General features: G+C 70.0%; 22 protein-coding genes and 1 pseudogene. 20 read left to right on the top strand and 3 right to left on the bottom strand.

Annotation, left to right across the window (positions count from 1 at the left end; translation table 11 throughout):
• Positions 1-123 precede the first annotated feature (123 nt).
• The 8 genes from ABZ564_RS30905 to ABZ564_RS30870 all read left to right on the top strand — a co-directional run bounded on the left by ABZ564_RS30905 (position 124) and on the right by ABZ564_RS30870 (position 6,887).
• On the top strand, positions 124-768 hold the full coding sequence (locus ABZ564_RS30905; RefSeq protein WP_360862557.1) for an HAD family hydrolase: 645 nt from the start codon (positions 124-126) through the stop codon (positions 766-768).
• 42 nt (positions 769-810) lie between these two features.
• Positions 811-2,010 carry an MFS transporter gene (locus tag ABZ564_RS30900; RefSeq protein WP_360862555.1) on the top strand — a complete coding sequence of 400 codons (1,200 nt, stop codon included), beginning with the start codon at positions 811-813 and terminating at the stop codon, positions 2,008-2,010.
• The gene (locus ABZ564_RS30895; RefSeq protein WP_360862553.1) at positions 1,979-3,151 is read left to right on the top strand and encodes an acetoin utilization protein AcuC; all 1,173 of its coding nucleotides are present in this window, start codon (positions 1,979-1,981) and stop codon (positions 3,149-3,151) included. Before ABZ564_RS30900 ends, ABZ564_RS30895 begins: the two co-directional genes overlap by 32 nt.
• 96 nt (positions 3,152-3,247) lie before the next feature.
• Positions 3,248-4,063, top strand: coding sequence for a phosphatase (locus ABZ564_RS30890; protein ID WP_360862551.1), 816 nt, complete (start codon positions 3,248-3,250; stop codon positions 4,061-4,063).
• Positions 4,064-4,190: 127 nt separating this feature from the next.
• Positions 4,191-4,403 carry a helix-turn-helix domain-containing protein gene (locus ABZ564_RS30885; protein WP_018525026.1) on the top strand — a complete coding sequence of 71 codons (213 nt, stop codon included), beginning with the start codon at positions 4,191-4,193 and terminating at the stop codon, positions 4,401-4,403.
• Positions 4,404-4,513: 110 nt separating this feature from the next.
• Complete coding sequence (locus ABZ564_RS30880; RefSeq protein ID WP_003948845.1) at positions 4,514-4,612, top strand: AURKAIP1/COX24 domain-containing protein; 99 nt, start codon at positions 4,514-4,516, stop codon at positions 4,610-4,612.
• Positions 4,613-4,757: 145 nt separating this feature from the next.
• Entirely contained in the window at positions 4,758-5,831 is a 1,074-nt protein-coding gene (locus tag ABZ564_RS30875; RefSeq protein ID WP_360862549.1) for an NAD-dependent epimerase/dehydratase family protein, read from the top strand.
• A gap of 15 nt (positions 5,832-5,846) precedes the next feature.
• Entirely contained in the window at positions 5,847-6,887 is a 1,041-nt protein-coding gene (locus ABZ564_RS30870) for a lysophospholipid acyltransferase family protein (protein WP_360862547.1), read from the top strand.
• A gap of 28 nt (positions 6,888-6,915) precedes the next feature.
• On the opposite strand, the gene ABZ564_RS30865 is transcribed toward ABZ564_RS30870, so the two are convergent.
• The 3 genes from ABZ564_RS30865 to ABZ564_RS30855 all read right to left on the bottom strand — a co-directional run bounded on the left by ABZ564_RS30865 (position 6,916) and on the right by ABZ564_RS30855 (position 10,373).
• On the bottom strand, positions 6,916-8,133 hold the full coding sequence (locus ABZ564_RS30865; protein ID WP_360862546.1) for a DUF5667 domain-containing protein: 1,218 nt from the start codon (positions 8,131-8,133) through the stop codon (positions 6,916-6,918).
• 228 nt (positions 8,134-8,361) lie between these two features.
• Positions 8,362-9,138, bottom strand: coding sequence for an ECF subfamily RNA polymerase sigma factor, BldN family (locus ABZ564_RS30860; protein WP_360862544.1), 777 nt, complete (start codon positions 9,136-9,138; stop codon positions 8,362-8,364).
• 287 nt (positions 9,139-9,425) lie between these two features.
• Entirely contained in the window at positions 9,426-10,373 is a 948-nt protein-coding gene (locus ABZ564_RS30855) for an HAD-IB family hydrolase (protein WP_360862542.1), read from the bottom strand.
• 105 nt (positions 10,374-10,478) lie between these two features.
• On the opposite strand from ABZ564_RS30855, the gene ABZ564_RS30850 reads away from it, so the two are divergent.
• The 12 genes and pseudogenes from ABZ564_RS30850 to ABZ564_RS30795 form a co-directional block, all read left to right on the top strand.
• Entirely contained in the window at positions 10,479-10,754 is a 276-nt protein-coding gene (locus ABZ564_RS30850) for a glutaredoxin family protein (RefSeq protein ID WP_360862541.1), read from the top strand.
• 272 nt (positions 10,755-11,026) lie between these two features.
• Entirely contained in the window at positions 11,027-11,791 is a 765-nt protein-coding gene (locus tag ABZ564_RS30845) for a redox-sensing transcriptional repressor Rex (RefSeq protein ID WP_360862539.1), read from the top strand.
• The gene (locus tag ABZ564_RS30840) at positions 11,788-13,182 is read left to right on the top strand and encodes a glutamyl-tRNA reductase (protein ID WP_360862537.1); all 1,395 of its coding nucleotides are present in this window, start codon (positions 11,788-11,790) and stop codon (positions 13,180-13,182) included. The genes ABZ564_RS30845 and ABZ564_RS30840 overlap by 4 nt, the downstream gene beginning before the upstream one ends.
• On the top strand, positions 13,179-14,141 hold the full coding sequence (gene hemC, locus ABZ564_RS30835; RefSeq protein WP_360862536.1) for a hydroxymethylbilane synthase: 963 nt from the start codon (positions 13,179-13,181) through the stop codon (positions 14,139-14,141). The genes ABZ564_RS30840 and hemC overlap by 4 nt, the downstream gene beginning before the upstream one ends.
• Positions 14,138-15,805, top strand: coding sequence for a uroporphyrinogen-III synthase (locus ABZ564_RS30830; RefSeq protein WP_360862534.1), 1,668 nt, complete (start codon positions 14,138-14,140; stop codon positions 15,803-15,805). The genes hemC and ABZ564_RS30830 overlap by 4 nt, the downstream gene beginning before the upstream one ends.
• 112 nt (positions 15,806-15,917) lie before the next feature.
• Complete coding sequence (hemB, locus tag ABZ564_RS30825) at positions 15,918-16,913, top strand: porphobilinogen synthase (RefSeq protein WP_360862532.1); 996 nt, start codon at positions 15,918-15,920, stop codon at positions 16,911-16,913.
• Between the two features lie 351 nt (positions 16,914-17,264).
• A complete protein-coding gene (locus ABZ564_RS30820) occupies positions 17,265-17,936 on the top strand; it encodes a hypothetical protein (protein ID WP_360862530.1) in 672 nt (223 codons plus the stop codon).
• A complete protein-coding gene (locus tag ABZ564_RS30815; RefSeq protein ID WP_360862529.1) occupies positions 17,933-20,017 on the top strand; it encodes an N-6 DNA methylase in 2,085 nt (694 codons plus the stop codon). Before ABZ564_RS30820 ends, ABZ564_RS30815 begins: the two co-directional genes overlap by 4 nt.
• Before the next feature lie 74 nt (positions 20,018-20,091).
• Positions 20,092-21,666, top strand: a complete 1,575-nt coding sequence (locus ABZ564_RS30810) for a class I SAM-dependent DNA methyltransferase (protein WP_360862527.1) — start codon at positions 20,092-20,094, stop codon at positions 21,664-21,666.
• A complete protein-coding gene (locus ABZ564_RS30805) occupies positions 21,666-22,802 on the top strand; it encodes a restriction endonuclease subunit S (protein WP_360862525.1) in 1,137 nt (378 codons plus the stop codon). The genes ABZ564_RS30810 and ABZ564_RS30805 overlap by 1 nt, the downstream gene beginning before the upstream one ends.
• Positions 22,799-26,035, top strand: a complete 3,237-nt coding sequence (locus tag ABZ564_RS30800) for a type I restriction endonuclease subunit R (RefSeq protein WP_360862523.1) — start codon at positions 22,799-22,801, stop codon at positions 26,033-26,035. The genes ABZ564_RS30805 and ABZ564_RS30800 overlap by 4 nt, the downstream gene beginning before the upstream one ends.
• Before the next feature lie 449 nt (positions 26,036-26,484).
• A pseudogene (locus tag ABZ564_RS30795) lies at positions 26,485-26,762 on the top strand (MarR family transcriptional regulator); the annotation flags it as partial.

Here is a 26,762-nt window from a genome sequence, read left to right as displayed (position 1 = left end):
CGCCGATGGTACTGCAGGGGGGACCCTGTGGGAGAGTAGGACGCCGCCGAACTCCTTTTAGGAAAAGCCCCGTGCCCCTGTGGCACGGGGCTTTTTCGCGTTCCGACCCTTTAAGGTCGTGCCATGCGCTACGAACTTGTCATCTTCGACAACGACGGTGTGCTCGTCGACAGCGAGCCGATCTCCAACACCATCCTGGCCGGCTACCTCACGGAGCTGGGGCACCCCACCTCGTACGAGGAGTCCCTGCGGGACTACATGGGGTCCGCGGTGCATCGCGTCCACGATCTCGTCCAGGAGCGGACCGGGACGAAGCTGCCGGAGGACTTCGACGTCACGCTCCACTCACGGATCTTCGCCGCTTTCGAGGAGGAGCTGGAGCCCGTCCCCGGCGTCGACGACCTGCTGGGGAAGCTGGTCGCCGACGGTGTCCCGTACTGCGTGGCCTCCTCCAGCAGCCACCAGCGCATCCGGGTCAGCCACCGGAAGACCGGGCTCGACCAGTGGTTCGAGGAGGAGTGGATCTTCAGCGCCGAGGACGTCGGCCGGGGCAAGCCCTCACCCGACCTCTTCCTCCTCGCCGCCGAGCGCATGGGCGTGGCGCCCGAGCGGTGCGTCGTCATCGAGGACAGCCCGCTCGGGGTCGAGGCGGCCCGGGCGGCCGGCATGGACGTCTACGGGTTCACCTCGATGATGCCCGCGGACCGGCTGACCGGTGTGACCGGGTATTTCTCCGACATGGGAGAGCTGCCGGAATTGCTTGCCTGACGCGTCTACCCCTGGGTAGGAGCCGGCTCTACGCTCGCGGCCATGACACATGCACGGTTGCGGCACGGCAGGGTGGCCCTCGCGTTGAGCTTCTTCGTGCAGGGGGTCACCTTCGCCCTTCTGGTGACGCGGATTCCCGCCATCCAGGACCGGTACGGGATATCCGACGGGCTGCTGCCCGTGTTCCTCGCCGCCGTGCCGGTCCTGGCCGGGGTGGGCAGTGTGCTCACCGAGAAGGTGGTCGCGCGGGTGCGGCCGCGGGTGGTCCTGCGGTGGACGCAGCCCGTCGTGCTCCTCGCGCTCCTCGGCGTCGGCGCCGGCGGCGAACTGTGGGAAGCCGCCCTGGCGCTCGGGGTCTTCGGGCTGGCCGTCGGCGCGCTGGACGCGTCCATGAACATGATGGGCGTCAGCCTCCAGCGGACGTACGGGCGTTCCATCATGCTGGGGTTCCACGCCGCGTACAGCCTGGGCGGGATCGCCGGGGCGTCGATGGCCTGGGCCGGGGCGCACTGGGACCTGTCCTTGCCGGTCTCGTACCTCCCGGTGGTCGTGGTGCTGCTGCCCGCGGCGTTCGTCGGGAGCCGGTGGTACGTCAAGGACGAGGAACGGGCGACGGGCGGCGAGCCGGTGAAGGAGGCCGGGGCGGTCTCCTTCCGGCTGCTGCTGCCCCTGTGCCTGGTGATGGGTTTCGCGTACATCGGGGACTCGACGGTCTCCAACTGGAGCGCGAAGTACCTCCAGGACGTGCTGGGCGGTTCGGAGCAGCTGTCCACCGTTCCGTACAACGTCTACATGGTGACGACGCTGCTGGGGCGGGCCGTGGGGGACTTCGGGGTGCGGCGGTTCGGGGCGGTGGCCGTGGTGCGGTCCGGGACCGTGCTGGCGGCGGCCGGGTTCGCCGTGGTGGCCGTCGCGGGCGGGGCGTGGACGGGGATGCTCGGGTTCACGCTGCTGGGGCTCGGGCTGTGCGTGATCGTGCCGCAGACCTTCGCGGCGGCCGGGCGGATGTTCCCCGGGGCGAGCGACACCGCGATCGCCCGGCTGAACATCTTCAACTACGTGGGCTTCCTGGTCGGATCCCCGCTCGTCGGGGCGCTCGGGGACGCCTGGAGCTACCGGGGCGCGATGGTGGTGCCGATGGTGCTGGTGCTCGCGACCCTCCTGTACGCCAGGTCGTTCGGCGCGGGACCCGCCCGATACGGTGGCGGGCATGAGCGGCCGCGCACAGTTGATGTGGGATGACGCAGTAACGGGCTACGACTTCGGGGAAAGTCATCCGATGGACCCGGTCCGGCTTGCCCTGACGATGGGACTGGTGCGGGCGGTCGGCCTCGACCGGGCGGTGGACGTGGTGACGGCCAAGCCGGCCGGGGACTCCACGCTGCGGCTCGTGCACCGGCCGGACTACGTGGCGGCGGTGAAGGCCGCGTCGGCCCATCCCCGGGCGGCGGACCAGACGTACGGCCTCGGGACCGTCGACGATCCCGCGTTCGCCGGGATGCACGAGGTGTCGGCGCTGATCGCCGGGCAGTCCGTGGCGGCGGCCGAGGCCGTCTGGCGGGGCGAGACCCGGCACGCGGTGAACTTCACCGGCGGACTGCACCACGCGATGCCCGGGGGCGCGGCCGGCTTCTGCATCTACAACGACCCGGCGCTGGCCATCGCGCGGCTCCTGGAGCTGGGGGCCGAGCGCGTCGCGTACGTCGATGTGGACGTGCACCACGGCGACGGGGTGCAGGCGGCCTTCTGGGAGGACCCGAGGGTCCTGACGATCTCCTTGCACGAGCATCCGCGGACGCTGTTCCCGCAGACCGGGTGGCCGGAGGAGACCGGAGCGGGGGCCGGTGAGGGCGGTGCGGTCAATGTGGCGCTGCCGGCCGGGACCGGGGACGCCGGATGGCTGCGGGCGTTCCACGCGGTGGTGCCGGAGCTGCTGGCGGACTTCCGGCCGCAGGTGCTGGTGTCGCAGCACGGGGCGGACACGCATTTCGAGGACCCCCTGGCGCATCTGGCGGTGTCGCTGGACGCGCAGCGGTCCGTGATGACGGCCTGCCACGAGCTGGCGCACAGCTACGCCGACGACGGGCGCTGGGTGGCGCTCGGCGGCGGTGGTTACGCGGTGGTGGACGTGGTGCCGCGGTCCTGGACGCATCTGGTGGGGATCGCGGCGCACGCGCCGGTGGACCCGGAGTCGGTGATCCCGTCGTCGTGGCGGGACGAGGTGTACGCGCGGACAAGGCAGTTGGGGCCGGCTCGGATGACGGACGGGCGGACGCCCGCCTGGTCGCCGTGGGAGGACGGGTACGATCCGGCGGACCGGCTGGACCAAGCGGTGCTGGCGACGCGGCGGGCGGTGTTCCCCCTGCGGGGGCTGCTGACCTGACGGCACGTCACGGAAGGTGAGTACGGGTTACGCCGACTGTGGGGCGTAATCGGGCTTTTGGTCCCCGGGCGGGCCGGGTGGGGCAGCATCGGTGGGGTGTTGAGCACCGGAGCGCTGCGTGCGCATCTGCTGGCGGCCCGGCTGGCCGGGCCCGTGGCGACCTCGCGTGAGGTGAGCCTGCGGAGTTATCGGCTGTTCGCGGCCCGGGACCCCCGGGTGACGCTCGGCCTTGCTCCCGAACGAGGCTGGGGAGAGGGGGAGTTGCTGGCGCTGATGGCCGACAGGTGCGGGGTCTCCGACGATCCCGCGCATGTGTCGGGGCCCGATGTGATCGACCCCGAGCGGACGGTGGCGGGGCTCGACGCGTTCGCCGCGCGGCTGTCGAAGGCGGCGGCGGGGCGGGTGCCGGTGCTCTTCGGGACCGGGCATCCGCATCGGCTGATCGGTTTCTACGCGGCGCTGGCAGACGCTTTGTCGTCGGCGGGATGCCCTGTTCTCACCCCGGCGCAGGGGCGATGTATCGACATAACGACTCGGTTTGGCGTACGTACGTACAACCTCGACTACGTACGGGGCGTCGCGCTGGTGCGTGAACCCGGCGCGGGGGCGGCCGGTGGTGGCACCGGCGCACACTCCCACTCGCCGCTGCCGGTGAGGGTCGCGCTGGAGGCCGCCGCGGCCGGGCGCGGGCCGGTTCCGGAGCTGGTGGTCGGGGACCACGGATGGGTCTGCGGGGCAGGTCAGCTGGGCATCGAGGCGATCGGGCTCGCCGATACGGACGATCCGGCCCTGTTCGTCGGGGAGGCCGAGGGGCGGGTGGCGGTGGCCGTTCCGCTGGACGACGCCGTGCGGTCCGCGTACTACCTGCCGCTCACGCGCTATGTACTCAATCGGGCATGTCTGTCACAGTAGCGGCCGATCGTCTCTCCTCTTCCCCACTCGCATCACCCGCCCCTAATCTGGGGAGTGAGCGCACAGCGACGAAGAGTCACCGGAGGGGAAGCCGGTGCGCGTCTCGTGCGGAAGGTACAGGTGAGTCATGGCTGCTGACAGCGAGAGGCCTCTGAACGAGGTCAAGTTTCTGACCGTGGCGGAAGTCGCCTCGGTCATGCGGGTGTCGAAGATGACCGTGTACCGCCTGGTGCACAGCGGTCATCTGCCGGCGATCCGGGTGGGCAGGTCCTTCCGGGTGCCGGAGCAAGCGGTTCACGAGTATCTGCGCGAGTCCTTCGTGGGGGTGGCATCGGCCTGACATTCCCCTCGGATTACGTCCCTCACGCGGTGGCGGGTAGGCTAGGCCGACGTAGGTCGTGTGGGCCCAGACGCCCCGCACCAGTGAAGAAGAAGTGAGCGAGGGTAGTCGTGGGCTCTGTTATCAAGAAGCGGCGCAAGCGGATGGCCAAGAAGAAGCACCGCAAGCTGCTCAAGCGCACGCGCGTTCAGCGTCGCAACAAGAAGTAAGCGAACGCAGTTCGTGAATCCGCAGCCCTTCCGCCGTCCTGGCGGGAGGGCTGCGGTGCTGTGTGCGGGGGGTGTCCACCCGCTACGGTGACGTCCTGCGGGACTTCTCACCTCTCGCACGGGAGACCGACGGAAGGCGCTGATCTTGGGGAAGGTCGTGCTCGTCACGGGAGCGGCCCGGCAGCTGGGCGGCCGTTTCGTGCGGCGTGTCCAGCGTGATCCGGACGTGGAGCGGGTGATCGCGGTCGACGCGGTCGAGCCGGGGCACGAGCTGGGCGAGGCGCTCTTCGTCCGGGCGGACATCCGCCGGCCCGCCATCGCCAGAGTCCTCGCCGAGCACGCCGTGGACACCGTCGTGCACCTGGACGTCAGCGGCTTCGCGCTCGGGGCCCAGGCGCGTACGGCGGTCAAGGAGACCAACGTCATCGGCACCATGCAGTTGCTCGGGGCCTGCCAGAAGGCACCGGCCGTGCAGCGGCTCGTGGTGAAGTCCAGCACAGGTGTGTACGGCTCGGCGCCCCGGGATCCGGCGGTCTTCCACGAGACGACCCCGCCCAAGTCGCTGCCGGGCGGCGGCTTCGCGAAGGACGCGGCGGAGGTCGAGGGGTACGTACGGGGCTTCGCGCGCCGCCGGCCGGACGTGGCGGTGTGCGTGCTGCGGTTCGCGAACATCCTGGGGCCGGGCGCGGACTCGCCGCTGGCCGACTATCTGTCGCTGCCGGTGCTGCCGACCGTCTTCGGGTACGACCCGCGGCTCCAGTTCGTCCACGAGGACGACGTCATCGACGTCCTGGGCATCGCGGCGAGCGAGCCGAGGCGCGGGACGCTGAACAGCGGCACGTTCAACATCGCGGGGGACGGGGTGCTGCTGCTCTCCCAGTGCGCGCGGCGGCTGGGCCGGCCGACGGTGCCGATGCTGCTGCCCGCGGTCACCTGGGTGGGCCAGGCGCTGCGGGCGGTCGGCATGACGGACTTCTCGCCGGAGCAGATCCGGCTGCTCACCCATGGCAGGGTGGTCTCCACGGTCCAGATGCGCGAGACGCTGGGGTTCGCGCCGAAGTACTCCACGGGGGAGACGTTCGCGGACTTCGCGCGCAGCCGGGCGCCGGGGCTGCTGCCGCCCGCCGCGGTCGGCCGGGCCGTGGACCGCGTGGCCGCGGCGGTGCCCCGGATCACCGGGCCCGGCGGCGACACCCACCCGACTCCGAGCGCCAGGTAGAGGAGCGCAGCGACGATGGCGGATGCCAAGGTCATTCCGTTCGACGACGACCGTTCGCGGCCGGGGGGTCTGCCGCGTGCCGCACGCCGACGGCCGCCGGTACGCGGCACGGGGTCCGTGAGCGCCCTCCCGGGGCAGGCGGACGCCTCGCCGGGCCCCGGGGGGCCGCAGGAGGGCCCCCAGGGGGACGCCCGGCCGGCCGCGGGCGGCGGGCGGGGCGCCTGGGACCGGCGGATCGCGGGCGGGCTGGCGTTCCTGCGGCGGCGGGTCACCGGTGAGTACGACGTCGACGAGTTCGGTTACGACGAGGAGCTGACCGACCAGGTCCTGATGTCGTTGCTGCGGCCGGTGTACGAGAAGTACTTCCGGGTCGAGGTGAAGGGCGTCGAGAACATCCCGTCCGAGGGCGGGGCGCTCATCGTGTCCAACCACTCCGGGACGCTGCCGCTGGACGGGCTGATGCTCCAGGTCGCGGTGCACGACCACCACCCGGCGGGGCGGCATCTGCGGCTGCTCGCGGCGGACCTGGTTTTCATGCTGCCGGTCGTCAACGAGCTGGCCCGCAAGGCCGGGCACACGCTGGCGTGCACGGAGGACGCGGAGCGGCTGCTGCGCAAGGGCGAGGTCGTCGGTGTGATGCCGGAGGGCTTCAAGGGGGTCGGCAAGCCGTTCGGCGAGCGGTACAAGCTGCAGCGCTTCGGGCGGGGCGGCTTCGTGTCGACGGCACTGAAGGCGGGGGTGCCGATCGTGCCGTGCTCGATCGTGGGCGCGGAGGAGATCTACCCGATGATCGGGAACTCGAAGACGCTGGCCCGGCTGCTGGGTTTCCCGTACTTCCCGATCACTCCGACGTTCCCCTGGCTGGGGCCGCTCGGGGCGGTGCCGCTGCCGACGAAGTGGACGATCCAGTTCGGCGAGCCGATTCCGACGGACGGTTATCCGCTGGAGGCGGCGGAGGACCCGATGCTGATGTTCAACCTGACGGATCAGGTGCGGGAGCAGATCCAGCACACGCTGTACAAGCTGCTGGTGCAGCGGCGGTCGGTGTTCTTCTGACGGCCGCCGCCGCACCAGGAGGGCTTGGTCAGCCCCTGTCGTCCTCCGCGTCGATACCCAGGCCGCCGATCAGGCCCGGGAGCAGCGGCGGGATGGTGATGTCCGGCGTCGGCGTCGAGGTCGGGGTCTCCTTCGGCGGGGTGCTCGCGTCGGGGGACGGCGGGTCGAAGAGGCCGTCCGTGCCACCGCCGATCAGGCCGTCGGCCGCCGGACTGCTGCTGGTGTCGGAGGGGCGCGGCGAGGAGCTGCTGCCCGTACCGCCGCCCTCCTCGTGCCGGGTGGAGGGCGAGGGCGACGGGGTGGGTGTGCCCGTGGAGGGCTCGGTGCCGGTGCCGGTGCCGGTTCCGGTGGAGTCGGAGCGCTGGGAGGATTCGGTGTTCTTCTCCGGTGGGCGAGGGAGCAGCGACTGCAGCGGCGCGACCTCTTCGTCTATGGCGTCGAAGATCGAGCTGACCTGGTTGCCGACGTCGGTCAGCTGGACGGGGAGGCGGCCGCGGAGACTGGTCCAGCTGTCGCGGTGGGAGCGGGAGAAGGAGTCCAGGGTCTGGATCGGGCCGAGGGCACCGTCCCGTTCGTAAGCCGCGCGGAGGAGGCGGTGGCCCTCGGTGGCGTCGTGGGTCATGCCGTTGAGCGTGCGCCTGATCTCGCCGAGCTGCTCGTGGTCGAGGTCGCCCGAGCGGGCGCGCTCCATGAGCCGGCGGGCCTCGCTGAGGCGGGTCGACGCCTGATCGAGGTAGATCTCGCCGCGGTCGGTGTCGTCGCGGGTGAGCCCGAGATGGATGTCCTCCATGCCGCGCTTCAGGCCGTAGAGCGAGTCACCGGGGAGGGCGTCGGAGCTGGCAGCGGCGACTCCGCCGAAGGCTCCCGCGGCCACGCCGACGGTGAGCCCGCCGGCGGCGATCCCCTTCGACCAGCGGGATCTGGGGCGCAGCTTGCGGAGCGGGGAGGCGCGGTGGCTGCCCCTGCTCCGTTGTTCGGGCACCGTAGGGTCCGCGGACGCGCCTCCCTCGGCGAACATGGCTTCCATGGCGGCGACGAGCTGGGCTCGCTGCACCACTTTGACCTCGGGGTCCAACTGCGGCTTCGGCAGTTCACCGAGGCCGTTCGCCAGGGCCAACAGCGGTCCTTGGTCGGCCTGTTCGGCCGGGTCCTCGGGCTGTACGGCCGCCGCACCGCGGAGCGACTGCTCCTCCAGGGCCTGGGCGAAGGCGTTCGCCCGCCGGTGTGCCGAAACGTTTGCGATCACTGGCGGCACCTCCTCTCGTCATGACGGTCGACTCCCCTGGGCGTCCGGAAGGTTGCACACCTTGAGCGCTTCCACACGATCGAGTGAGCGGACGCGGACATGGTGTGACGACAGGGGGCCTGCAACCGGCACAACGAGTGGCTCGGCACTTGGGTTACGCACGAAAGATGATCGGACCAGTGCGTGATGAACCTACCGTCGGGGCCGGCCCGGCCGGGGGAGTCGGGGTCAGCGGGCATCGTCCGGGAGGAGCCGGGCGAGGGTGCGGACCGCGCGGTACTGGAGGGTCTTGATCGCGCCCTCGTTCTTGCCCATCACGCGGGCGGTCTCGGCGACCGAGAGGCCCTGCAGGAAGCGCAGGGTCACGCACTCCTGCTGCTGGGGGTTGAGCCGGCGCACGGCCTGGAGCAGCGCGGCGTTGGAGAGGGACTCCAGGACGGAGTCCTCGGGGCTGCGGGCGACCTCGTTGGCGTCGAGCATTTCGCCGGTGGTCACTTCCAGCCGGAAACGACTGGATTTGAAATGGTCGGCGACCAGGTTGCGCGCGATCGTGACCAGCCAGGCACCGAAGTCGCGGCCCTGCCAGGTGAACGTGGAGATGCGGCGCAGGGCGCGCAGGAAGGTCTCGCTGGTGAGGTCCTCCGCCGTCGCCTTGCTGCCCACGCGGTAGTAGATGTATCGGTAGACGGTGTCGCTGTACTGGTCGTAGAGGCGGCCGAAGGCGTCGGCCTCGCCGGCCTGGGCGCGCTCGACGAGCTCCATCATGCGCGCGCTGTCGCTGTCGGCGGCGGGCCGCCGGACGGGGGCGGCGGTCGCCGCGCCGCGGCTGCTGCGTCTTCCGACCGCCGCAGCGCGTTCGGCCAGGGCGTAGCAGGGGCCGGCAGGTGCAGGGGTGGCGAATGCGGGTACGGCGTACGCGGTGGGGACGAAGCCGCGCATGCGTTCGGCTACTGACGCGCGCAGCGTAGCCAGGCCCGAGGCGTCAACCCCGACGTGTGGGTACACGGGACTCCCAGAGGCAGAGCTTCCATCACGAGCAGTGCGAAGCCGTCACTCGTCGTAGTGAGCGGCGGGTCCGGAATGCGTCTGAGGAGAATAACGCTTCGTACAGGCGACGCTACGCCCAGTTGCGTAAATCACCGATTGCGTCGCTTCTATGTCAACTTTTCGACTCGCCAAGTCGCACATCGTGACCGCTTGTTGATCGTTTTGCTTCGGGATCTGCCTGCGGGCGCGACGGGTTGTGGTCGGTGAAAAGGGTGCTCCGTGTTGACGTACACGGACGCGGAGAGTCAGCGGCGGCGGCGGTGCAGGGCGACGGCCGCGGCCGTGCCGCCCGCGAGGGCGCCGACGCCGGCGGCGGCCGGGATGCCGACCTTGGCCGCCTTGCGGCCGGTGCGGTAGTCGCGCAGCCGCCAGTCCAGGGCGCGGGCGTGCTTGCGGAGCTTGGCGTCCGGGTTGATCGCGTACGGGTGGCCCACCAGCGACAGCATCGGGATGTCGTTGTGCGAATCGCTGTACGCGGCGCAGCGCGCCAGGTCCAGGCCCTCCGCCGCCGCCAGGGCGCGGACCGCCTCGGCCTTCGCCGGGCCGTGCAGGGGTTCGCCGACCAGGCGCCCGGTGTACACGCCGTCGACCGATTCGGCGACCGTGCCGAGCGCGCCGGTCAGGCCGAGGCGGCGGGCGATGATCGTGGCGGTCTCCACCGGGGCGGCGGTCACCAGCCAGACCTTCTGGCCCGCGTCGAGGTGGGCCTGGGCGAGGGCGCGGGTGCCGGGCCAGATGCGGTCGGCCATGTACTCGTCGTAGATCTCCTCGCCGATCGACATCAGCTCGGAGACGCGGTGGCCCTTGACGATGGACAGGGCGCTGTCGCGGGCGTCCTGCATGTGCTCGGGGTCCTCGACGCCGGCCAGCCGGAACCACGCCTGCTGCCAGGCGAACCGGGTGAGCTCGCGGCGCTCGAAGAACTTGCGCTTGTAGAGACCGCGGCCGAAGTGGAAGAGCGCGGCGCCCTGCATCACGGTGTTGTCGAGGTCGAAGAAGGCGGCGGCCCGTTCGTCGCCGACGACGGGGAACTCGGGCTCCTCGGGCCCGGGGCCCTGCGCACCGGTCTCCTCGGCGGCGGACTCGGCTTCGAGCGAGGACTTCCGCGCGGCCTCCGCCGCCGCCTCGCCTGCCAGCACACTGCGTGCGGTCGCGGAACGCCTGCGGGGGGTGAGCCATCCAAGAGCGGCCATGCGGTGAGCATAGCCAGTCGGCCCGGGCCTTCCGGTTCCGCCGTGATGCCGTGGTGTGAACTCCTGGTGTCCGGGACATCTCGTCGGGGGCCGCAGAATGAGGGCATGAGTGCCCTGCTGCGTCGTAGGAAGAAGAATCCCGCCGAGCGCGTGGTGACCCTCGTGGGGAAGCCGGGCTGTCACCTCTGTGACGACGCCCGGGCGGTGGTGCGTGCCGTGTGCGAGGAGACCGGCGCCTCCTGGGAGGAGAAGGACATCACCCGGGACGAGGAGCTGTACCGGGAGTACTGGGAGCAGATTCCGGTGGTCCTCATTGATAACGAACAGCACACGTTCTGGCGGGTCGACCCGGCGAGACTGCGCAGCGCGCTGCTTTCCTGAGTGAAACCCGGTTACCATCGTGGGCGTTTTGAGTGGTCTCGGGGGCGTGGCTGTGAGGAGTGTGTACCGCTTTGCCCCCTTCGGGCCTGCAACGGGCTGATGCGATCCAAGGTTCCTGGATCGCGCGACGGATGTGCGTGACCCCGGTCACGTTGACCGGACAAATCGGACACAATCTTTGTGCACGCGTTCACAAAGACATAGCCTGCATTCGACGGGGCGGTCCTGGGACATACGGCCGCCTGCAGCCCCGCTCATCCCGCAGGAGCACCGTGGCAACTGGCCGAAATCACCGACCGGCGACCCGTAGCCGAGGAATTCCCGAGGCCACCGTCGCCCGGCTTCCGCTGTATCTCCGCGCGCTGACCGCGCTCTCCGAGCGCTCGGTCCCCACGGTCTCCTCCGAGGAGCTCGCCGCGGCGGCGGGGGTCAACTCCGCGAAGCTGCGCAAGGACTTCAGCTACCTCGGCTCGTACGGGACGCGCGGCGTCGGATACGACGTCGAGTACCTCGTCTACCAGATCTCGCGCGAACTGGGCCTCACCCAGGACTGGCCGGTCGCCATCGTCGGCATCGGCAACCTCGGCGCGGCCCTCGCCAACTACGGCGGCTTCGCCTCGCGCGGCTTCCGCGTCGCCGCCCTGATCGACGCCGACCCGGCGATGACCGGTACGCCCGTCGCGGGCATCCCCGTCCAGCACGCCGACGACCTCGACCGCATCATCAGCGAGAACGGCGTGTCCATCGGTGTGATCACCACGCCGCCCGGCGCCGCCCAGCAGGTGTGCGACCGGCTCGTCGCCGCCGGTGTCACCTCGATCCTGAACTTCGCCCCGACCGTCCTCTCGGTGCCCGAGGGCGTCGACGTGCGCAAGGTCGACCTCTCCATCGAGCTCCAGATCCTCGCCTTCCACGAGCAGCGCAAGGCCGGTGAGGAAGGCGTCGGCACCACGCCCGACCCGGCCGCGCCGCCCGTGCGCGCCACCACCGGCCGGAAGGGACCCGACGGGGACATGACCGCCGTGATGCCGGCATGAGCCTGCTCCTCGTGGGTCTGAGCCACCGCAGCGCCCCCGTCTCCGTACTGGAGCGGGCCTCGCTGGACGGCGACACCCGGGCCAAGCTGCTCCAGGACACCCTGGCCGCCGAGCCCGCCGCCGAGGCCGCCGTCCTCGCCACCTGCAACCGCATCGAGCTGTACGCCGACGTGGACAAGTTCCACGCGGGCGTCGCCGAACTGTCCACGCTGCTCGCCCAGCACAGCGGCGTCGGACTCGACGAGCTGACTCCGTATCTCTATGTGCACTACGAGGACCGGGCCGTCCACCACCTGTTCTCGGTGGCGTGCGGGCTGGACTCGATGGTCGTGGGCGAGGGCCAGATCCTCGGCCAGATCAAGGACGCGCTGGCCCTCGGCCAGGAGCTGCACACCGCGGGCCGGCTGCTCAACGACCTGTTCCAGCAGGCCCTGCGGGTCGGCAAGCGCGCCCACAGCGAGACCGGGATCGACCGGGCCGGGCAGTCGCTCGTCACCTTCGGCCTGGAACAGCTCGCCGACGGCCCCGACACCGCCGCGTGGGCGAAGGGCAAGCGCGCCCTCGTCATCGGCGCCGGCTCCATGTCCTCCCTGGCCGCCGCCACCCTGGCCCGCACCGGTGTCGCCGAGATCGTCGTCGCCAACCGCACCCGGGCCCGCGCCGACCGCCTGGTCGAGATCCTGAACCAGCCCGGCGGCACGGGGGTGCGCGCGCACGCCGTGGAGATGTCCGAGATCACCGCCGAACTGACACGTGCCGACATCGCCGTCTCCTGCACCGGCGCCACCGGACTCGTGCTCACCGCCGAGGCCGTCGCCGGGGCGCTCGGCCTCGACCACGTCCCCGACGCGGCGAGCGGCCTGATCCCCGCCCAGTCCACCGGCCCCGAGCGCCTGGCGCTGCTCGACCTCGCCATGCCGCGCGACATCGACGCGGCGGCCGGCCGCCTCGACGGTGTGCGCCTCGTCGACATCGAGTCGCTCGCGGAGGCGTCCGCGGACGCCCCGATGGCCGCCGATGTGGACCAGGTGCGCACCATCGTCGCCGACGAGGTCGCCGCCTTCGGTGCCGCCCAGCGCGCCGCCCACATCACCCCGACCGTCGTCGCCCTGCGCACGATGGCCGCCGGCGTGGTCGCGGACGAGATCGCGCGGCTGGACGGACGCCTCCCCGACCTGGACGAGAAGCAGCGCGGCGAGATCACCCAGACCGTGCGCCGCGTCGTCGACAAGCTCCTGCACGCGCCCACCGTGCGGGTCAAGCAGCTCGCCAGCGAGCCCGGCGGCGCCGGGTACGCGGACGCGCTGAGGGAACTCTTCGACCTCGACCCGCAGACGGTCGCCGCCGTCTCCCGGGCAGACCTGAACGACCCGAATCGAGGGCGGTCATGACCGACAACTCACCCCTGAGGCTGGGGACCAGGCGCAGCAAGCTCGCCATGGCGCAGTCCGGGCACGTCGCCGACGCGGTCAGCGAGGTGACCGGCCGCGCCGTCGAACTCGTCGAGATCACCACGTACGGGGACACCTCCCGGGAACACCTGGCGCAGATCGGCGGGACCGGCGTGTTCGTCGCCGCGCTGCGCGAGGCGCTGCTGCGGGGCGAGGTGGACTTCGCCGTCCACTCGCTCAAGGACCTGCCGACCGCGCAGCCCGAGGGTCTCGTGCTGGCCGCCGTGCCGGTCCGCGAGGACCCGCGCGACGTGCTGGTGGCGCGGGACGGGCTGACCTTCGCGCAGCTGCCGGCCGGCGCCCGCGTCGGCACCGGTTCGCCGCGCCGCATGGCCCAGCTCAACGCGTACGCCCGGAGCCACGGCCTCGACATCGAGACCGTCCCGATCCGGGGCAACGTCGATACGCGCATCGGATTTGTACGCGACGGCGAGCTGGACGCGGTGGTTCTCGCCGCGGCCGGACTCAGCCGTCTGGGCCGCAGCGGTGAGGTGACCGACTTCCTGTCGGTCGACACCGTGCTGCCCGCTCCCGGCCAGGGAGCACTGGCGATCGAGTGCGCTGCGAGCAGCGCCGACCTCGCCGCCGCGCTCGCCGAGCTCGACGACCCGTACACCCGGGCCGCCGTGACCGCCGAGCGTGCCCTGCTCGCCGCCCTGGAGGCCGGCTGCTCCGCACCCGTGGGTGCGCTGGCCGACCTCCTCGCCGACGGTCAGGCTGTCAACGAACTGCGCCTGCGCGGTGTCGTCGGTTCCACCGACGGTGCCTCGCTGGTGCAGATGTCCACCACCGGTCCCGTTCCCACGTCGTACGACGACGCGGCGGCGATCGGTCGCGAACTCGCGGCCGACATGCTTGCCAAGGGTGCGGCCGGTCTTATGGGGGAGCGAGCACTTTGAGCCCCACCGGCCCCGCCGCATCCGATTTCCCGGTCCAGTCCGCAGGGCACGTCACCTTCCTCGGTGCCGGTCCCGGCGATCCAGGACTGCTGACCCTGCGCGCCGTCGAGGCGCTTGCGAGCGCGGACGTCCTTGTCGCCGAGCCGGATGTTCTCGGCGTCGTCCGCTGCCATGCGCGGGCAGGCGTAAGCACGCCTGAGCTGACGGTCGTTGACGCGCAGTCAGCAGCCGCCGGAGTGCCCGTTCTCAGGGATGCCGCCAATCTTGTCATGGAGGCCGCGAAGGGCGGCAGGCGGGTCGTCCGTGCCGTGGCCGGTGACCCCGGCCTGGACGGGAACGCGGCCGGCGAGATGCTGGCCTGCGCCACGGCCGGCATCCCCTTCGAGGTCGTCCCGGGCGTCGCCAACGCCGTGGGGGTGCCCGCGTACGCCGGGGTGCCGCTGCGGGACGCGCAGGGCGCGGACGTGCGGTTCGTCGACGCCCGTACGGCCACCGACCGCTGCTGGAGCGAGGTCGGCGCGAGCGACGCCACGTGCGTCATCTCGACGTCCCTCGACGCGGTGGCCGCCGCCGCCGGTGAGCTGGTCGCGGCGGGCCGCAAGCCCGACACCCCGCTGACCGTGACGGCCGCCGGCACGACGACGCGCCAGCGCACCTGGACGGCGACCCTCGGGACGATCGCCCAGGTCTTCAAGCAGGGCAAGGTGCTCCCGTCGCCCGACGGGCACCAGCCGGTCATAGCCGTGGTCGGGGAGCGCAGCTCCGCCGCCCAGCGCGACCAGCTCGCGTGGTTCGAGTCCAAGCCGATGTTCGGCTGGAAGGTGCTCGTGCCGCGTACGAAGGAGCAGGCGGCCTCGCTCTCCGACCAGCTGCGTTCCTACGGCGCCGTGCCGCACGAGGTGCCGACGATCGCCGTCGAGCCGCCGCGTACGCCCCAGCAGATGGAGCGGGCGGTCAAGGGCCTGGTCACCGGCCGGTACGAGTGGATCGCCTTCACCAGCGTCAACGCCGTGAAGGCCGTCCGGGAGAAGTTCGAGGAGTACGGGCTCGACGCCCGCGCCTTCGCCGGGATCAAGGTCGCGGCCGTCGGCGAGCAGACCGCCGCCGCGCTGATCGACTTCGGCGTGAAGCCGGACCTGGTGCCCTCGGGCGAGCAGTCCGCCGCCGGGCTGCTGGAGGACTGGCCGCCCTACGACCCGGTCTTCGACCCGATCGACCGGGTCTTCCTGCCGCGCGCCGACATCGCCACCGAGACCCTGGTGGCCGGGCTGATCGAGCTGGGCTGGGAGGTCGACGACGTCACCGCGTACCGCACGGTCCGCGCCTCGCCGCCGCCGGCCGAGACGCGCGAGGCGATCAAGGGCGGCGGCTTCGACGCGGTGCTCTTCACCTCGTCCTCGACCGTGCGCAACCTGGTCGGCATCGCGGGCAAGCCGCACAACGTGACGGTCATCGCGTGCATCGGCCCCGCCACGGCGAAGACCGCCGAGGAGCACGGGCTGCGCGTGGACGTCCTGTCGCCGGAGCCGTCGGTGCACAAGCTGGCCGAGGCGCTGGCCGAGTTCGGCGCGCGGCGCCGGGACGCGGCACGGGAGGCCGGTGACCCGGTGACCCGGCCCAGCGAGCGGCGTCCGGGTGCGCGCAGGCGGCGTACGACGACCTGACCGGCCTCTTGGGCCCGGGGCCCGTCCACCTCCCCGGAGGTGGACGGGCCCCGCCCTTTTCCCGGCACGGGTGTCGGCAAGAGCCCGGGGTGCGCGGGTCTAGTCTCGAAGGATGACTGCGTACGGAAACTTCCCCGGCTCGCGGCCCCGTCGGCTGCGGACGACCCCCGCGATGCGGCGGATGGTCGCCGAGACACGGCTCGATCCGGCCAATCTGATCCTGCCCGCGTTCGTCCGCGAGGGCATCGGCGCCCCGGTCGAGATCTCGGCCATGCCCGGCGTGCAGCAGCACACCCTGGACAGCCTGCGGAAGGCCGCCGTCGAGGCGGTCTCGGCCGGGGTCTCGGGGATCATGCTGTTCGGTGTGCCGCTGGACGAGAAGAAGGACGGCCGGGGCACGGCGGGCACCGACCCGGACGGCATCCTCCAGGCGGGGCTGCGCGCGGTGCGCGAGGAGGTGGGCGACGACCTGGTGATCATGTCCGACCTCTGCCTCGACGAGTACACCGACCACGGGCACTGCGGTGTGCTGACCGAGGACGGCCGCGTCGACAACGACGCGACGCTCGAGCGGTACGCGGAGATGGCCCAGGTCCAGGCCGACGCGGGCGCCCATGTGGTCGGCCCCAGCGGCATGATGGACGGCCAGGTCGGCGTCGTCCGCGACGCGCTCGACCAGACGGGCCACGAGGACGTCTCGATCCTCGCGTACGCCGTGAAGTACTCCTCGGCGTTCTACGGCCCGTTCCGCGAGGCCGTCGGCTCCTCGCTCCAGGGCGACCGCAAGACCTACCAGCAGGACCCGGCCAACATCCGCGAGTCGCTGCGCGAGCTGGCGCTCGACCTCGAAGAGGGCGCGGACATGGTCATGGTCAAGCCGGCCGGCCCGTACCTGGACATCCTGGCGAAGGTCGCCGAGGCGTCGGACGTGCCGGTCGCCGCGTACCAGATCAGCGGTGAGTACGCGATGATCGAGGCCGCCGCCGAGAAGGGCTGGATCGACCGGGACGCGGCGATCATGGAGAGCCTGACGGGCATCCGGCGCGCGGGCGCCCAGCTGATCCTGACGTACTGGGCGACGGAGGTCGCGCAGCGGCTGGGGCGTTGATTCCGGAAGCCTCTGAAGCGGGCCGCGACCTGTCGCGGCCCGCTTTTCAGCGTCACGAAGGGGTGCAGCTGACTGGTGAGAAGCCGGCTTCTCACCAGTAGCGCTCTTGTAGAGCTTCACATTTGGCGGCGAGGGCGCTAGGTTTGACTCATCGCGGTGAGGGGGCGTCGGCTCGACTCTCACAGCAGGAAACAGTGACGCCCTGTACTGCCTAATTCCGGTGGGCAGTACAGGGCGTAACACCAGGCTCTGCCCTGGGCTGTGTGCTATGCGGCGAAGCAAGCGGTGACAGGACTCCAAGGCGTACTCCGGAACCGTAACACGGGTACCGGACGGAAGGAAGTGCAGGCGATGACGGAGAGCAGTGAGGAGCAGTTACTGGAGGCCATCTCTCCGGAGCGGTTCCAGCCGTTCCTGGAGGAGTGCCACGGTGACGTGGCGGTGGCGCTGCGGCTGTACGCCTGGGACGCGGAGGCAGCCCGGGCGCTGCACAGCCCTCTGCGTGACCTGGAGGTGAGCCTGCGCAACAGGATTCACCGGCAGCTCACCGGTAAGTTCGGCCGGGGCGACTGGTGGAACCTGCGGCGTGCGGAGCCGAACCGGTGGGCCATGGACGACATCCGCGACGTCGAGTCCCGGTTGGCGCGCCGCGGAAGGGGCTGGGGCCCGTGCGATGTCGTCGCCACTCTGCCGTTCGGTTTCTGGGTGGGTCTGCTCAGCAGGGGCGGTCACGGCAACTACGACATGAAGTACTGGAACCCGGCCCTTCGGCACTGCTTCAAGGGGGTGCGGCGCGAGGACCTGCATGACCGCCTGGAAATCATGCGGACTCTGCGGAACCGCATCGCGCACCACGAGCGCGTCTCGCACCGCCACCTGGAGGAGGACTTCCGTACGGCTGTCGAGCTCATGGCCCTGGTCGCCCCCGTGCTGGCGGCACGCCACGAGAAGTACAGCCAGGTTCCCGCCGTCCTGGCCCGCAAGGCCCGGGTCCTCTCGGGCGAGGAGGAGATTGCGCTGTGACGGAGCGGCGGCGGTACGAGCCGGTGACGCTCGGCGAGATCAAGGAGCTCGCCGAGGTCGGCCGGCCCACGGTCAGCAACTGGCGGCGTCGGCACGCTTCCTTTCCCGAGGCGGTCGGTGGCTCCGAGAGCAAGCCGTTGTTCGACGCGGAGGAGATCGCGGGCTGGCTGGACGGGCGTCCGGTGCCCGACGGTGAACGGCACCCGGACGGCACCCTGCCGACGTACGGCGAACGTTTCCGAGAGGGGCTCCGGCTGCGGCGGCTGGTGACGCTCGGACATGGCACGCTGCGCCCTGAGCAGCTGATCGTCCGGGCGCTGGCGGTCGCCGCCATGGAGGGGGAGGGCGGAGGCAGCTCGGAGGAAAGTCTCCCGGCGACCCTGTTGCCCGATTTCGACACGGCAGGTGACGAGCTGCTGCGCACGGTGCGCGAGCTGGCGGAGGAATCAGGAAGCGCCGGTGCCGCCGCAGAGGCCGTGCTCCAGCTGGCCGGGCGTCTCGAGTCCGACCTCACGATGGACGCGACCCCCAGGCCCGTGACCGAACTGATCGATGTCCTGGCCCAGCCGGTTCTGTCGGTGGCGGGGCCGGTGACGGTGCTCAACCTGTGCGCCGGCACGGGGGATGTGCTTCTGGAACTCGCAGCTGACGACGGAGAGAACCGCGTCGCCGCCGTCGAGCCGGACGCGTTGAGGCGCACGGTACTGCGATACCGGCTGCTCGCGCACTGGGCGGCCGGGGAGACCTTGGTGTGCTCGGATCCGATGGAGCTGCTTGAGCAGGGCTTTCCGCAGGCCGATCTGGTAGTGGCCGACCCGCCCTACGCCTCGGGCGAGCGCGAGCGGGACGAGGACGGCCCGCTGCGGTGGGCGGTGGAGGCGGTCGAGCGGCTGGAGGAAGGCGGCAAGGGGCTGGTGGTCGTCCCGTCCTGGGTGTTGTCCCGACCCCGCAGCGGGACCGGAACGGCGAACACCCGGATGCGGGAGGACCTGCTCAAGTCCGGCGCGGTGGAAGCGATCGTCCAGCTGCCCCGCCGTATCCACACCTTCCGTACGGGCGCCGAGCACGCCTTGCTGGTGCTGCGGAGCACGCGGTCGGCGCCGACGGACTTCGGCGTGCTACTGATCGACGCCGACCGGTTGGCGCGCCGGGTGGGCGACGAGTGGCAGCGGAACGTCGAGGCGTTGCTGAGCAGTACGCGTACTCCCGTGCCCGAGGAAGCCCAGAGTGTACCTGTGGCCAGTGCGGGGCCCGGTAGTTCGTATCTGCTCGACGGACGTTCTCTGCTGCCGGCGCATCGGCTCGCGTCCCCGGAGAAGGGCCTCGATCATTTCGCGGCAACGGTGGAAGCGCGGCAGAGCGCGTACGCGGCGCTGCCGCACCTCAAGCGGTGGATCGGTGATCTCGGCGTCGGGAAGAGGGAGCACCGTGCCGAGCACTTCAAGGTCGGTGGTCAGCTGAGGGCCGGGCAGCTCAAGCTCCTGCCCGGCCACCGCATCAAGGAGAGCGACATCGGTGATGCCGGCGTCCCGGTGATCGGCAGGGAAGAGATGCTGGGAGCTCTGCCGATAGGGGAGCGACGCATCATGCTGGAGGATCTGGCCGCCTATCCGCAGAGCCTGATGACCGAGCAAGGTGACATCTTCCTGCTCACCGAGCACGGCGTCCGCACGCAGGTGGACGACGCGGGCGGCTGCGTCCTGCTGGCGCCGGTGCAAGGCTTGCGGATCGCCGCGTACCGGAAGTACCTGATGGACTTGGCCGCGGGTGAGACGGTCCGTCCGGAGGGCCTGTGGATGCGCCCGCACGCCTTGGCCCGCCTGCTGGCCGCACCTCGCAATCAACAGCGGGGCAGCGGATCGCTCGTGCGGCGGGTGAGCGTGAAGGACATGGACCTGCCGCAGCTTCCGCCGGAGGAGATCGCCGACCTCGAAGCGGTGCTGGCCGAGACGGAACGGCACCGTGCCGAGGTACGGAGACAGCTGTCGGCGCTGGACACCCTGGCCGAACGGCTGGCGGCGGGCGTCGCGGACGGCGACCTGCGCCTGCGCAAGCGGTCCGATCCGGGCCTTCGGGCCTGACTGCCCCCTTTGTGAACGACGAGAGAGACGAGTGCCCTGTGCCACCCCGTAAGAAGCAGACCGAACCCGCCGACATGAAGCAGATTCTGTGGCAGGCCGCGGACAAGCTGCGCGGCAGTCTGGACGCAGCCGCGTACAAGCACTTCGTGCTGGGTCTCGTCTTCCTCAAGTACGTCTCCGCCGCGATGAGCGAGAAGCGCGCACAGCTGGAGGCCGAGCTGCGGGAGGAGGGCGGCTGGAGCGAGGAGGACATCCTCGTCACGCTGGAGGAGCGCCGCGAGTACACGGGCGCCGGTGTCTTCTACGTACCTCCGACCGCCCGCTGGGAGGCCGTTCTCGAGCGGGCCGGCGCGACCGTGGAGGGGCAGACCGTCGGCGAGGCGATCGACGCGGCGATGCTGGCCATCGAGGCGCAGAACCCGGCGCTGAAGAAGACCCTGCCGAAGATCTACGCCGCCGGCCGGGTCGATGACGAGCGACTCGTCGGACTGATCAGGCTGCTGGACCGGCTCGCCTTCCAGGAGCAGCTGGGCGACGACGGCCGCCGCAAGGGCGCGCGGGACATCATGGGGGAGGTGTACGAGTATTTCCTGGCCGAGTTCGCGCTGAAGGAGGGCCGCAAGGGCGGCGAGTACTTCACCCCGGAGAGCGTGGTGCAGCTGCTGGTGGAGGTGCTGGAGCCTAAGCCGGGCGAGCGGGTGTACGACCCGGCGTGCGGGTCGGGCGGCATGTTCGTACAGGCGGAGAAGTTCATCGAGTCGCACGGCGGGAACCCGCTGAACGTGTCGGTGTTCGGCCAGGAGTTGAACCAGACCACGTGGCAGTTGGCCCATATGAACCTGGCCATCCATGGTGTGGAAGCGAATCTGGGCGACGAGCCGGCCGACACCTTCCGCAACGACCAGCATCCGGAGCTCAAGGCGGATGTCGTGATGGCCAACCCGCCGTTCAACATCTCCGACTGGGGCGGGGAGATGCTCGGCATGGACAAGCGGTGGGTGTACGGGGCTCCGCCCGTCGGCAACGCGAACTACGCGTGGCTCCAGCACATGATCAGCAAGCTCGCGCCGAGTGGCCGGGCGGGGGTCGTTCTCGCGAACGGCTCGATGAGCAGTAAGCAGTCCGGGGAAGGCGACATCCGGCGGGGCATGGTCGAGGACGACCTGGTGATGTGCATGGTGGCGTTGCCGGGGCAGCTGTTCCGGTCGACGCAGATCCCGGCGTGCCTGTGGTTCCTCGCGGAGGGGAAGGGGCGGCACTCGGGGTGGGTGCGGGGGCGCAAGGGTGAGGTTCTGTTCATCGACGCGCGCGAGTTCGGCGTGATGAAGAACCGGACGCTGCGGGAGCTGACGCCGGAGGAGATCGTCGGGCGTATCGGCGACACGGTGCGGGCCTGGCGGGGGGCGGAGGGGGCGGGATCCTATGAGGACGTACCCGGTTTCTGCGCGAGCGTGGGCCTGGATGCGATCGCGGAGCACGACTTCGTACTGACGCCGGGGCGGTACGTGGGTACGGCGGAGGCTGAGGTCGACCCGGACGCGGAGCCGGTGGAGGAGAAGATCGCGCGGCTCACGGCGTTGCTGCGGGAGCAGTTCGCGGAGTCGGAGCGGTTGGCGCGGTTTGTGGATGAGCAGTTGGGGAGGGTGTGATGGACGACTCTTGGCTGGTCCTGCCGTTGCCGGAGGTTCTGGAATTTCAAGAAGGGCCGGGAATCATGGCCAGGGATTTTCGCGAGAGCGGGGTGCCGCTGATCCGACTGGCCGGGATCAAGCGTCGGGCACGTCTGCTCGATGGCTGTGACTTTCTTGATCCCGAGATGGTGGCGCGACGGTGGAACCATTTTCGGCTTCAGCGGGATGACGTGTTGTTGAGCACCTCTGCGTCGCTTGGAGAGGTCGCGCAAGTCGACGAGACTGGCATTGATGCGATTGCGTACACAGGGATCATTAGGTTTCGGCCCAAAGATGAACGAGTTCGTCCTGATTTCATCAGACACGCCTTGGTGGCTCCGTCGTTCAAGCGACAGGTTGAAGCCATGGGCGTGGGAAGTGTGATCAAGCACTTTGGGCCGACTCATCTTAGGCAAATGACGATTACCGTACCTCCGCTGCTAGAGCAACAAGGCATCGCTGAGGTGCTCGGTGCGCTGGACGACAAGATTGGTCTCAACGAGCGGATCGCGGAGACGGCACTCGCGCTGGGGCGCTCGGTGTTCCGGCGTGAAACGCAAGTCGCAGGGAATGAAACGATGCTGGGAGATCTTGCTGAGCTAGTTTATGGCAAGGCGCTTCCCGCACCACTGAGGCGTCCAGGCGGCGTTCCGGTATTCGGCTGCACTGGGCAAGTGGGTTTCCATGACACGGCATTGACTCATTCCGCCCATCCTGTCGTGGGGAGGAAAGGGGCGAATGCAGGCTGTGTCTCATGGTTGCCGGAGCCGGGCTGGGTGATTGACACAGCATTTTATGCGGTACCGAAGCTGAAAGAAGTGACCAATCAGGTTCTCTATTTCGTTCTCGACGCTGCAGGCATTAGTACCCTGACTGCGGATTCGGCTGTTCCGGGGGTGAACCGGGGGGTGGCGTTGAGGCACCGTACGAGAGCGCCTGAACTTAGGAGGCTGGAGGAGATGGCTCCTCTGGCAGCGGCGTTCCTCGCTACCTGCCAGCAGACCGCCACCGAAAACCGCACCCTCGCCGACCTCCGCGACACCCTCCTCCCCCAACTCATCACCGGCAAGATCCGCGTCAAGGACGCCACCCGCGTCGTAGAGGAGGCCGTGTGAGAAGCACCCATCCCGCTGGCGAGCCGCCCGTCGACCGCCTCACCGAGAAGGAGCTGGAGCTGCACGCCCTCGGGATTCTCGGCGAGATCGGGTGGCAGCACGTGTCCGGGGCCGAGCTGGGGCCCGTGTACGGCGTACGGAAGGGCTGGGGGGACCTCGTCCTGTACCCGAACCTCCGCAAGGCGATCCGGCGTCGTTACCCCCAGCTGCCCGAGAGCGTGGCCGACGACGCCATATCCCTCCTCCTCGACCAGTTCACGCAGCACGACCTCCGCGAGAATCACCGGTTCTACGAGCGGCTGACCGGCGGAGTCTCCGTCCCGTACGACGACCCCGCCACCGGCGACGAGCGCCACGCCGTCATCCGGCCCGTCGACTTCGGCGATCCCCACGCCAACGACCTGATCGCAGCCAGCCAGGTCCGTATCAAGAGCGTCAAGGACCGCACGTTCATATTCGACATCGTCCTGTACGTGAACGGGCTGCCGCTCGCCGTCATCGAGCTGAAGAAGGCCGACAGCAAGGACAGCGCCCGCACCGCCTACGACCAGCTGCAGGGCTACCGGCGCGAGCTGAAGCAGACGGGTACGTTCGCCACGTTCCTCGTCATGCTCGCCTCCGACGGGATCACCGCCCGCATGGGCACGCCGTTCACGCCCTGGCAGCACATGGCCCCCTGGCACGCCGACGACCAGGACCGCATGCTGCGCAAGAACCAGCGCGAGGACGGCCGGGCGCTGGAGCGCATGCTGTACGGGGCGTTCGAGCCGGCCCGGCTCCTGGACCTGATCGGCAACTTCCTCTCGTACTCCGCCGAGAAGTCCGGCGACGTCAACACGGTCAAGCTCGCCAAGGCCCACCAGTACATCGCCGTGAACGCTGCCGTCCGTGCCACCGAGTCGGCCCTCGCGACCGACGGCCGGGCGGGTGTCGTCTGGCACACGCAGGGTGCGGGGAAGAGCGAGGAGATGCTCTTCTACGTGGGGAAGGCCGCCTCGACACCCGAGCTGTCGAGTCCGACCTTCGTCATGCTGACGGACCGGATCGACCTCGACGACCAGCTGTACCGGACGTTCGCCGCCAGCGACACCCTGCGCAAGCGGACGAAGCAGGAAAAGCCGCAGACCGCCGACGATGCCGGGACGCTGCGTGAGCTGCTCAACAGCCCGAAGAGCAACGGCGGGGTCATCTTCGCGACGCTCCAGAAGTTCCGGCTGACCGAGGCCGAGCGCGAGGCCGGTGTCCGGCATCCGCAGATCTCGCCGCGCCGTGACGTGATCGTCGTCGTCGACGAAGCCCACCGCAGCCACTACGACTTCATCGACGGCTACGCCCGCAACCTGCGCGACGCCCTCCCGAACGCCACCTTCATCGCCTTCACCGGCACCCCCATCAACAACAGCACGGGCAGCACACAGGGCGTCTTCGGCGGGAACATCCACACGTACGACCTCACGCAGGCCGTGGACGACGGGGCCACCGTGCCCGTCTTCTACGAACCGCATCTCGTGAAGGTCGACCTCATCAAGGACGTGGACCTCGACGATCTGAACGCTCGTGCGGAAGGCCTGATCGAAGGGCTGGACGAGGACGAGAAGCGTGTCGCGCGTCAGCAGTTCGGGCGGTACGAGGCCCTGATCGGGGCACCCGCCCGGATTGGAGAGCTGGCCGGACACCTGCTGGAGCACTGGGACGCCCGCAGCAAGGAGATGGAGAAGCTCACGGGCTACAAGGGCAAGGGCATGGTCGTCTGCGCCTCCCGGGCCATTGCCGCTCGACTGTTCGAGGAGGTGATCCGTCGTAAGCCCGACTGGGCAGGGGACCGTGATCCGAAGTCGGGTCTGCTGACCGACTCCACCGGGCGCATCCGCGTGGTCTTCACGGGGAACGGCGCTTCCAGCGATGAAGGTGTCGCCGACTACGTTCGTACGCCCACTCAGCTGAAGAAGATCCAGGCACGGGTGACCGACCCCGATGACGAGCTGGAGCTGGTGATCGTCCAGTCCCTGTGGCTGACCGGTTTCGACGCACCGCCCCTGCACACCCTCTACCTGGACAAACGCATGCGCGGGGCCGCGCTCATGCAGGCCATCGCCCGGGTCAACCGCACCTGGCCCGGCAAGCCCTCCGGGCTGGTCGTCGACTTCCAGGGCGTCATACGGGAGATCAAGGAAGCCCTTGCCGAGTACTCCGAGCAGGACCAGGCGGACCCCATGCTGGGCGCCGACCTCGCGGGCGCGGTCCAGATCGTCCGGGAGAGCCACCAGCAGATCGTGGACCTCCTGCACGGGTGCCAGTGGAGGAAGACGCTCGCAGTCGGCGGTCCCCGCGCCTACCGCGAGGCCCTGGTCGAGGTGCTGGAGTTCCTGATCACCCCCGAGCCGGGGCTGGGGCCCGAACAGGCCACGCGCAAGCAGCGGTTCATGCATCACTCAGGCCTGCTCCGGCAGGCATTCTCGCTCTGCCCGACCGACCAGCGCGTACAGGATCTGCTGCCCGACATCCGTTTCTTCGAGTCCGTGCGGAAGTCGCGGGAGAAGTACACGGCGGATGAGCGACAGGAACAGGGCACAGCCACTGCGGCGGACATGGAACTGCTCATCGCGCAGCTCCACGCCTCGGTCATCGCAGCCGACGGTGTCGTGGACATCTACGACGCGGCCGGCCTGACGAAACCGGACCTGTCCCATCTGGACGATTCCCTCCTGCGGAAGCTCCAGGCGTCGAAGCATCCGAACCTGGCGATCGAGGCACTCCGGCGGGCCCTGCTCAAGGAGATCCGGGACGCCCACCCCCGCAACCTGACCCGGCAGGAGAGCTTCACGAACCGTGTGCGTGCCGCGATGAACCGGTACACGAACGGGCTTCTGACAGCCGCCGAGTTCATGAAGTTCCTCATCGAGCTGGCGCAGGAGGTGTCCGCCGACCGGGGCCGAGCCAAGGACCTCGGGCTGACGGAGGACGAGCTGGCTTTCTACGACGCGCTGGCCGCCGATCCCTCGGCGGTCGAGCAGATGGAGGACTCGGTCCTCGCGCGGATCGCGCACGAGCTCTACGAGCAGATCCGCAAGGACGTGACCGTGGACTGGAAGCTCAAGGAGCAGGCCAGGGACCGGATCATGGCCCGAGTGCTCCGGCTCCTGCGGAAGTACGGATATCCGCCGGACAAGCAGCCTGCGGCGATCGAGCGGGTGCTGAAGCAGGCGGAGGACCTGGCCGAGGCGATGGCCTGAGCTGGACGACTGTCGCTGAAGGAGTTGCGGGCGCCTGCTTTGGTGCGGGGCGCTCCCCGGAGCTCGGGTCCCGGAGCTCGGAGCCCGGGTCTCGGGCTCCGGGACCCGGGATGCGAGCTCCGGAACGGCCCTGTTCACTCCTTCGTGTGTACGCGGAGGGCGTTCCGCCCGGGTCTCGGATCTCGGGGGCCGGGACTCGGGACTCGGGCTCCGAGGTTCGAGCGGTGTCGTACAACCGGTAGGTAGAAGAGGTAGGGAGAAGAAGGGGTTGGGGAAAACCTTCCCCCCTCCCTGACCCGTCACGGCGAGCAAGTGTGACTATTCGTGACCGACTTGCCACGCGGTGTCGCGGCTGCTTACGGTGCCGCCAGACGAAGCGACCCCGACGCGGTGTGTCAGCACCGGCCGGGGTCTCACCTCAAGATCGCCAAGCAGAAAGTACCGATCCTGTGGCTACCCAGCACCTTAGCCCCGCCCCGCCGTCCCCGGCCCTGCCGACCCCCTCCCGTTCGGCCCCGTATCCGAAGGCCGGCCCCGGCTACGGCAAGCGGACCGTCCCGGACCAACGCCCGCCCGCCGCCGACGACTTCGTGTTCCTGCCCGAGCGGGAGCGGTACATCGCCGGGTACGTGGACACGCTGCCCGACGGTGCGGCGATGAGCATCAAGTCACTGGCCAAGTCCCAGCCCCTGTACGGGCAGATGGCCGTCGGCAGCGCGCTGAGGGC

Origin of the sequence: Streptomyces sp. NPDC019224, assembly GCF_040632605.1 — a bacterium.
GTDB lineage: Bacteria > Actinomycetota > Actinomycetes > Streptomycetales > Streptomycetaceae > Streptomyces.
The sequence above is the reverse complement of the archived record's forward strand: the minus strand, read 5'-3'. Positions and strand labels throughout refer to the sequence as shown.

What these genes read in the sequence shown, in the direction of transcription:
- ABZ564_RS30850 (WP_360862541.1), top strand. Translation starts at nt 10,479, where the DNA reads ATGAGTGCCCTGCTGCGTCGTAGGAAGAAGAATCCCGCCGAGCGCGTG.
- ABZ564_RS30805 (WP_360862525.1), top strand. Translation starts at nt 21,666, where the DNA reads ATGGACGACTCTTGGCTGGTCCTGCCGTTGCCGGAGGTTCTGGAATTT.
- hemC (WP_360862536.1), top strand. Translation starts at nt 13,179, where the DNA reads ATGACCGACAACTCACCCCTGAGGCTGGGGACCAGGCGCAGCAAGCTC.
- ABZ564_RS30820 (WP_360862530.1), top strand. Translation starts at nt 17,265, where the DNA reads ATGACGGAGAGCAGTGAGGAGCAGTTACTGGAGGCCATCTCTCCGGAG.
- ABZ564_RS30900 (WP_360862555.1), top strand. Translation starts at nt 811, where the DNA reads ATGACACATGCACGGTTGCGGCACGGCAGGGTGGCCCTCGCGTTGAGC.
- hemB (WP_360862532.1), top strand. Translation starts at nt 15,918, where the DNA reads ATGACTGCGTACGGAAACTTCCCCGGCTCGCGGCCCCGTCGGCTGCGG.
- ABZ564_RS30810 (WP_360862527.1), top strand. Translation starts at nt 20,092, where the DNA reads ATGAAGCAGATTCTGTGGCAGGCCGCGGACAAGCTGCGCGGCAGTCTG.
- ABZ564_RS30840 (WP_360862537.1), top strand. Translation starts at nt 11,788, where the DNA reads ATGAGCCTGCTCCTCGTGGGTCTGAGCCACCGCAGCGCCCCCGTCTCC.
- ABZ564_RS30905 (WP_360862557.1), top strand. Translation starts at nt 124, where the DNA reads ATGCGCTACGAACTTGTCATCTTCGACAACGACGGTGTGCTCGTCGAC.
- ABZ564_RS30895 (WP_360862553.1), top strand. Translation starts at nt 1,979, where the DNA reads ATGAGCGGCCGCGCACAGTTGATGTGGGATGACGCAGTAACGGGCTAC.
- ABZ564_RS30885 (WP_018525026.1), top strand. Translation starts at nt 4,191, where the DNA reads ATGGCTGCTGACAGCGAGAGGCCTCTGAACGAGGTCAAGTTTCTGACC.
- ABZ564_RS30855 (WP_360862542.1), bottom strand. Translation starts at nt 10,373, where the DNA reads ATGGCCGCTCTTGGATGGCTCACCCCCCGCAGGCGTTCCGCGACCGCA.
- ABZ564_RS30870 (WP_360862547.1), top strand. Translation starts at nt 5,847, where the DNA reads ATGGCGGATGCCAAGGTCATTCCGTTCGACGACGACCGTTCGCGGCCG.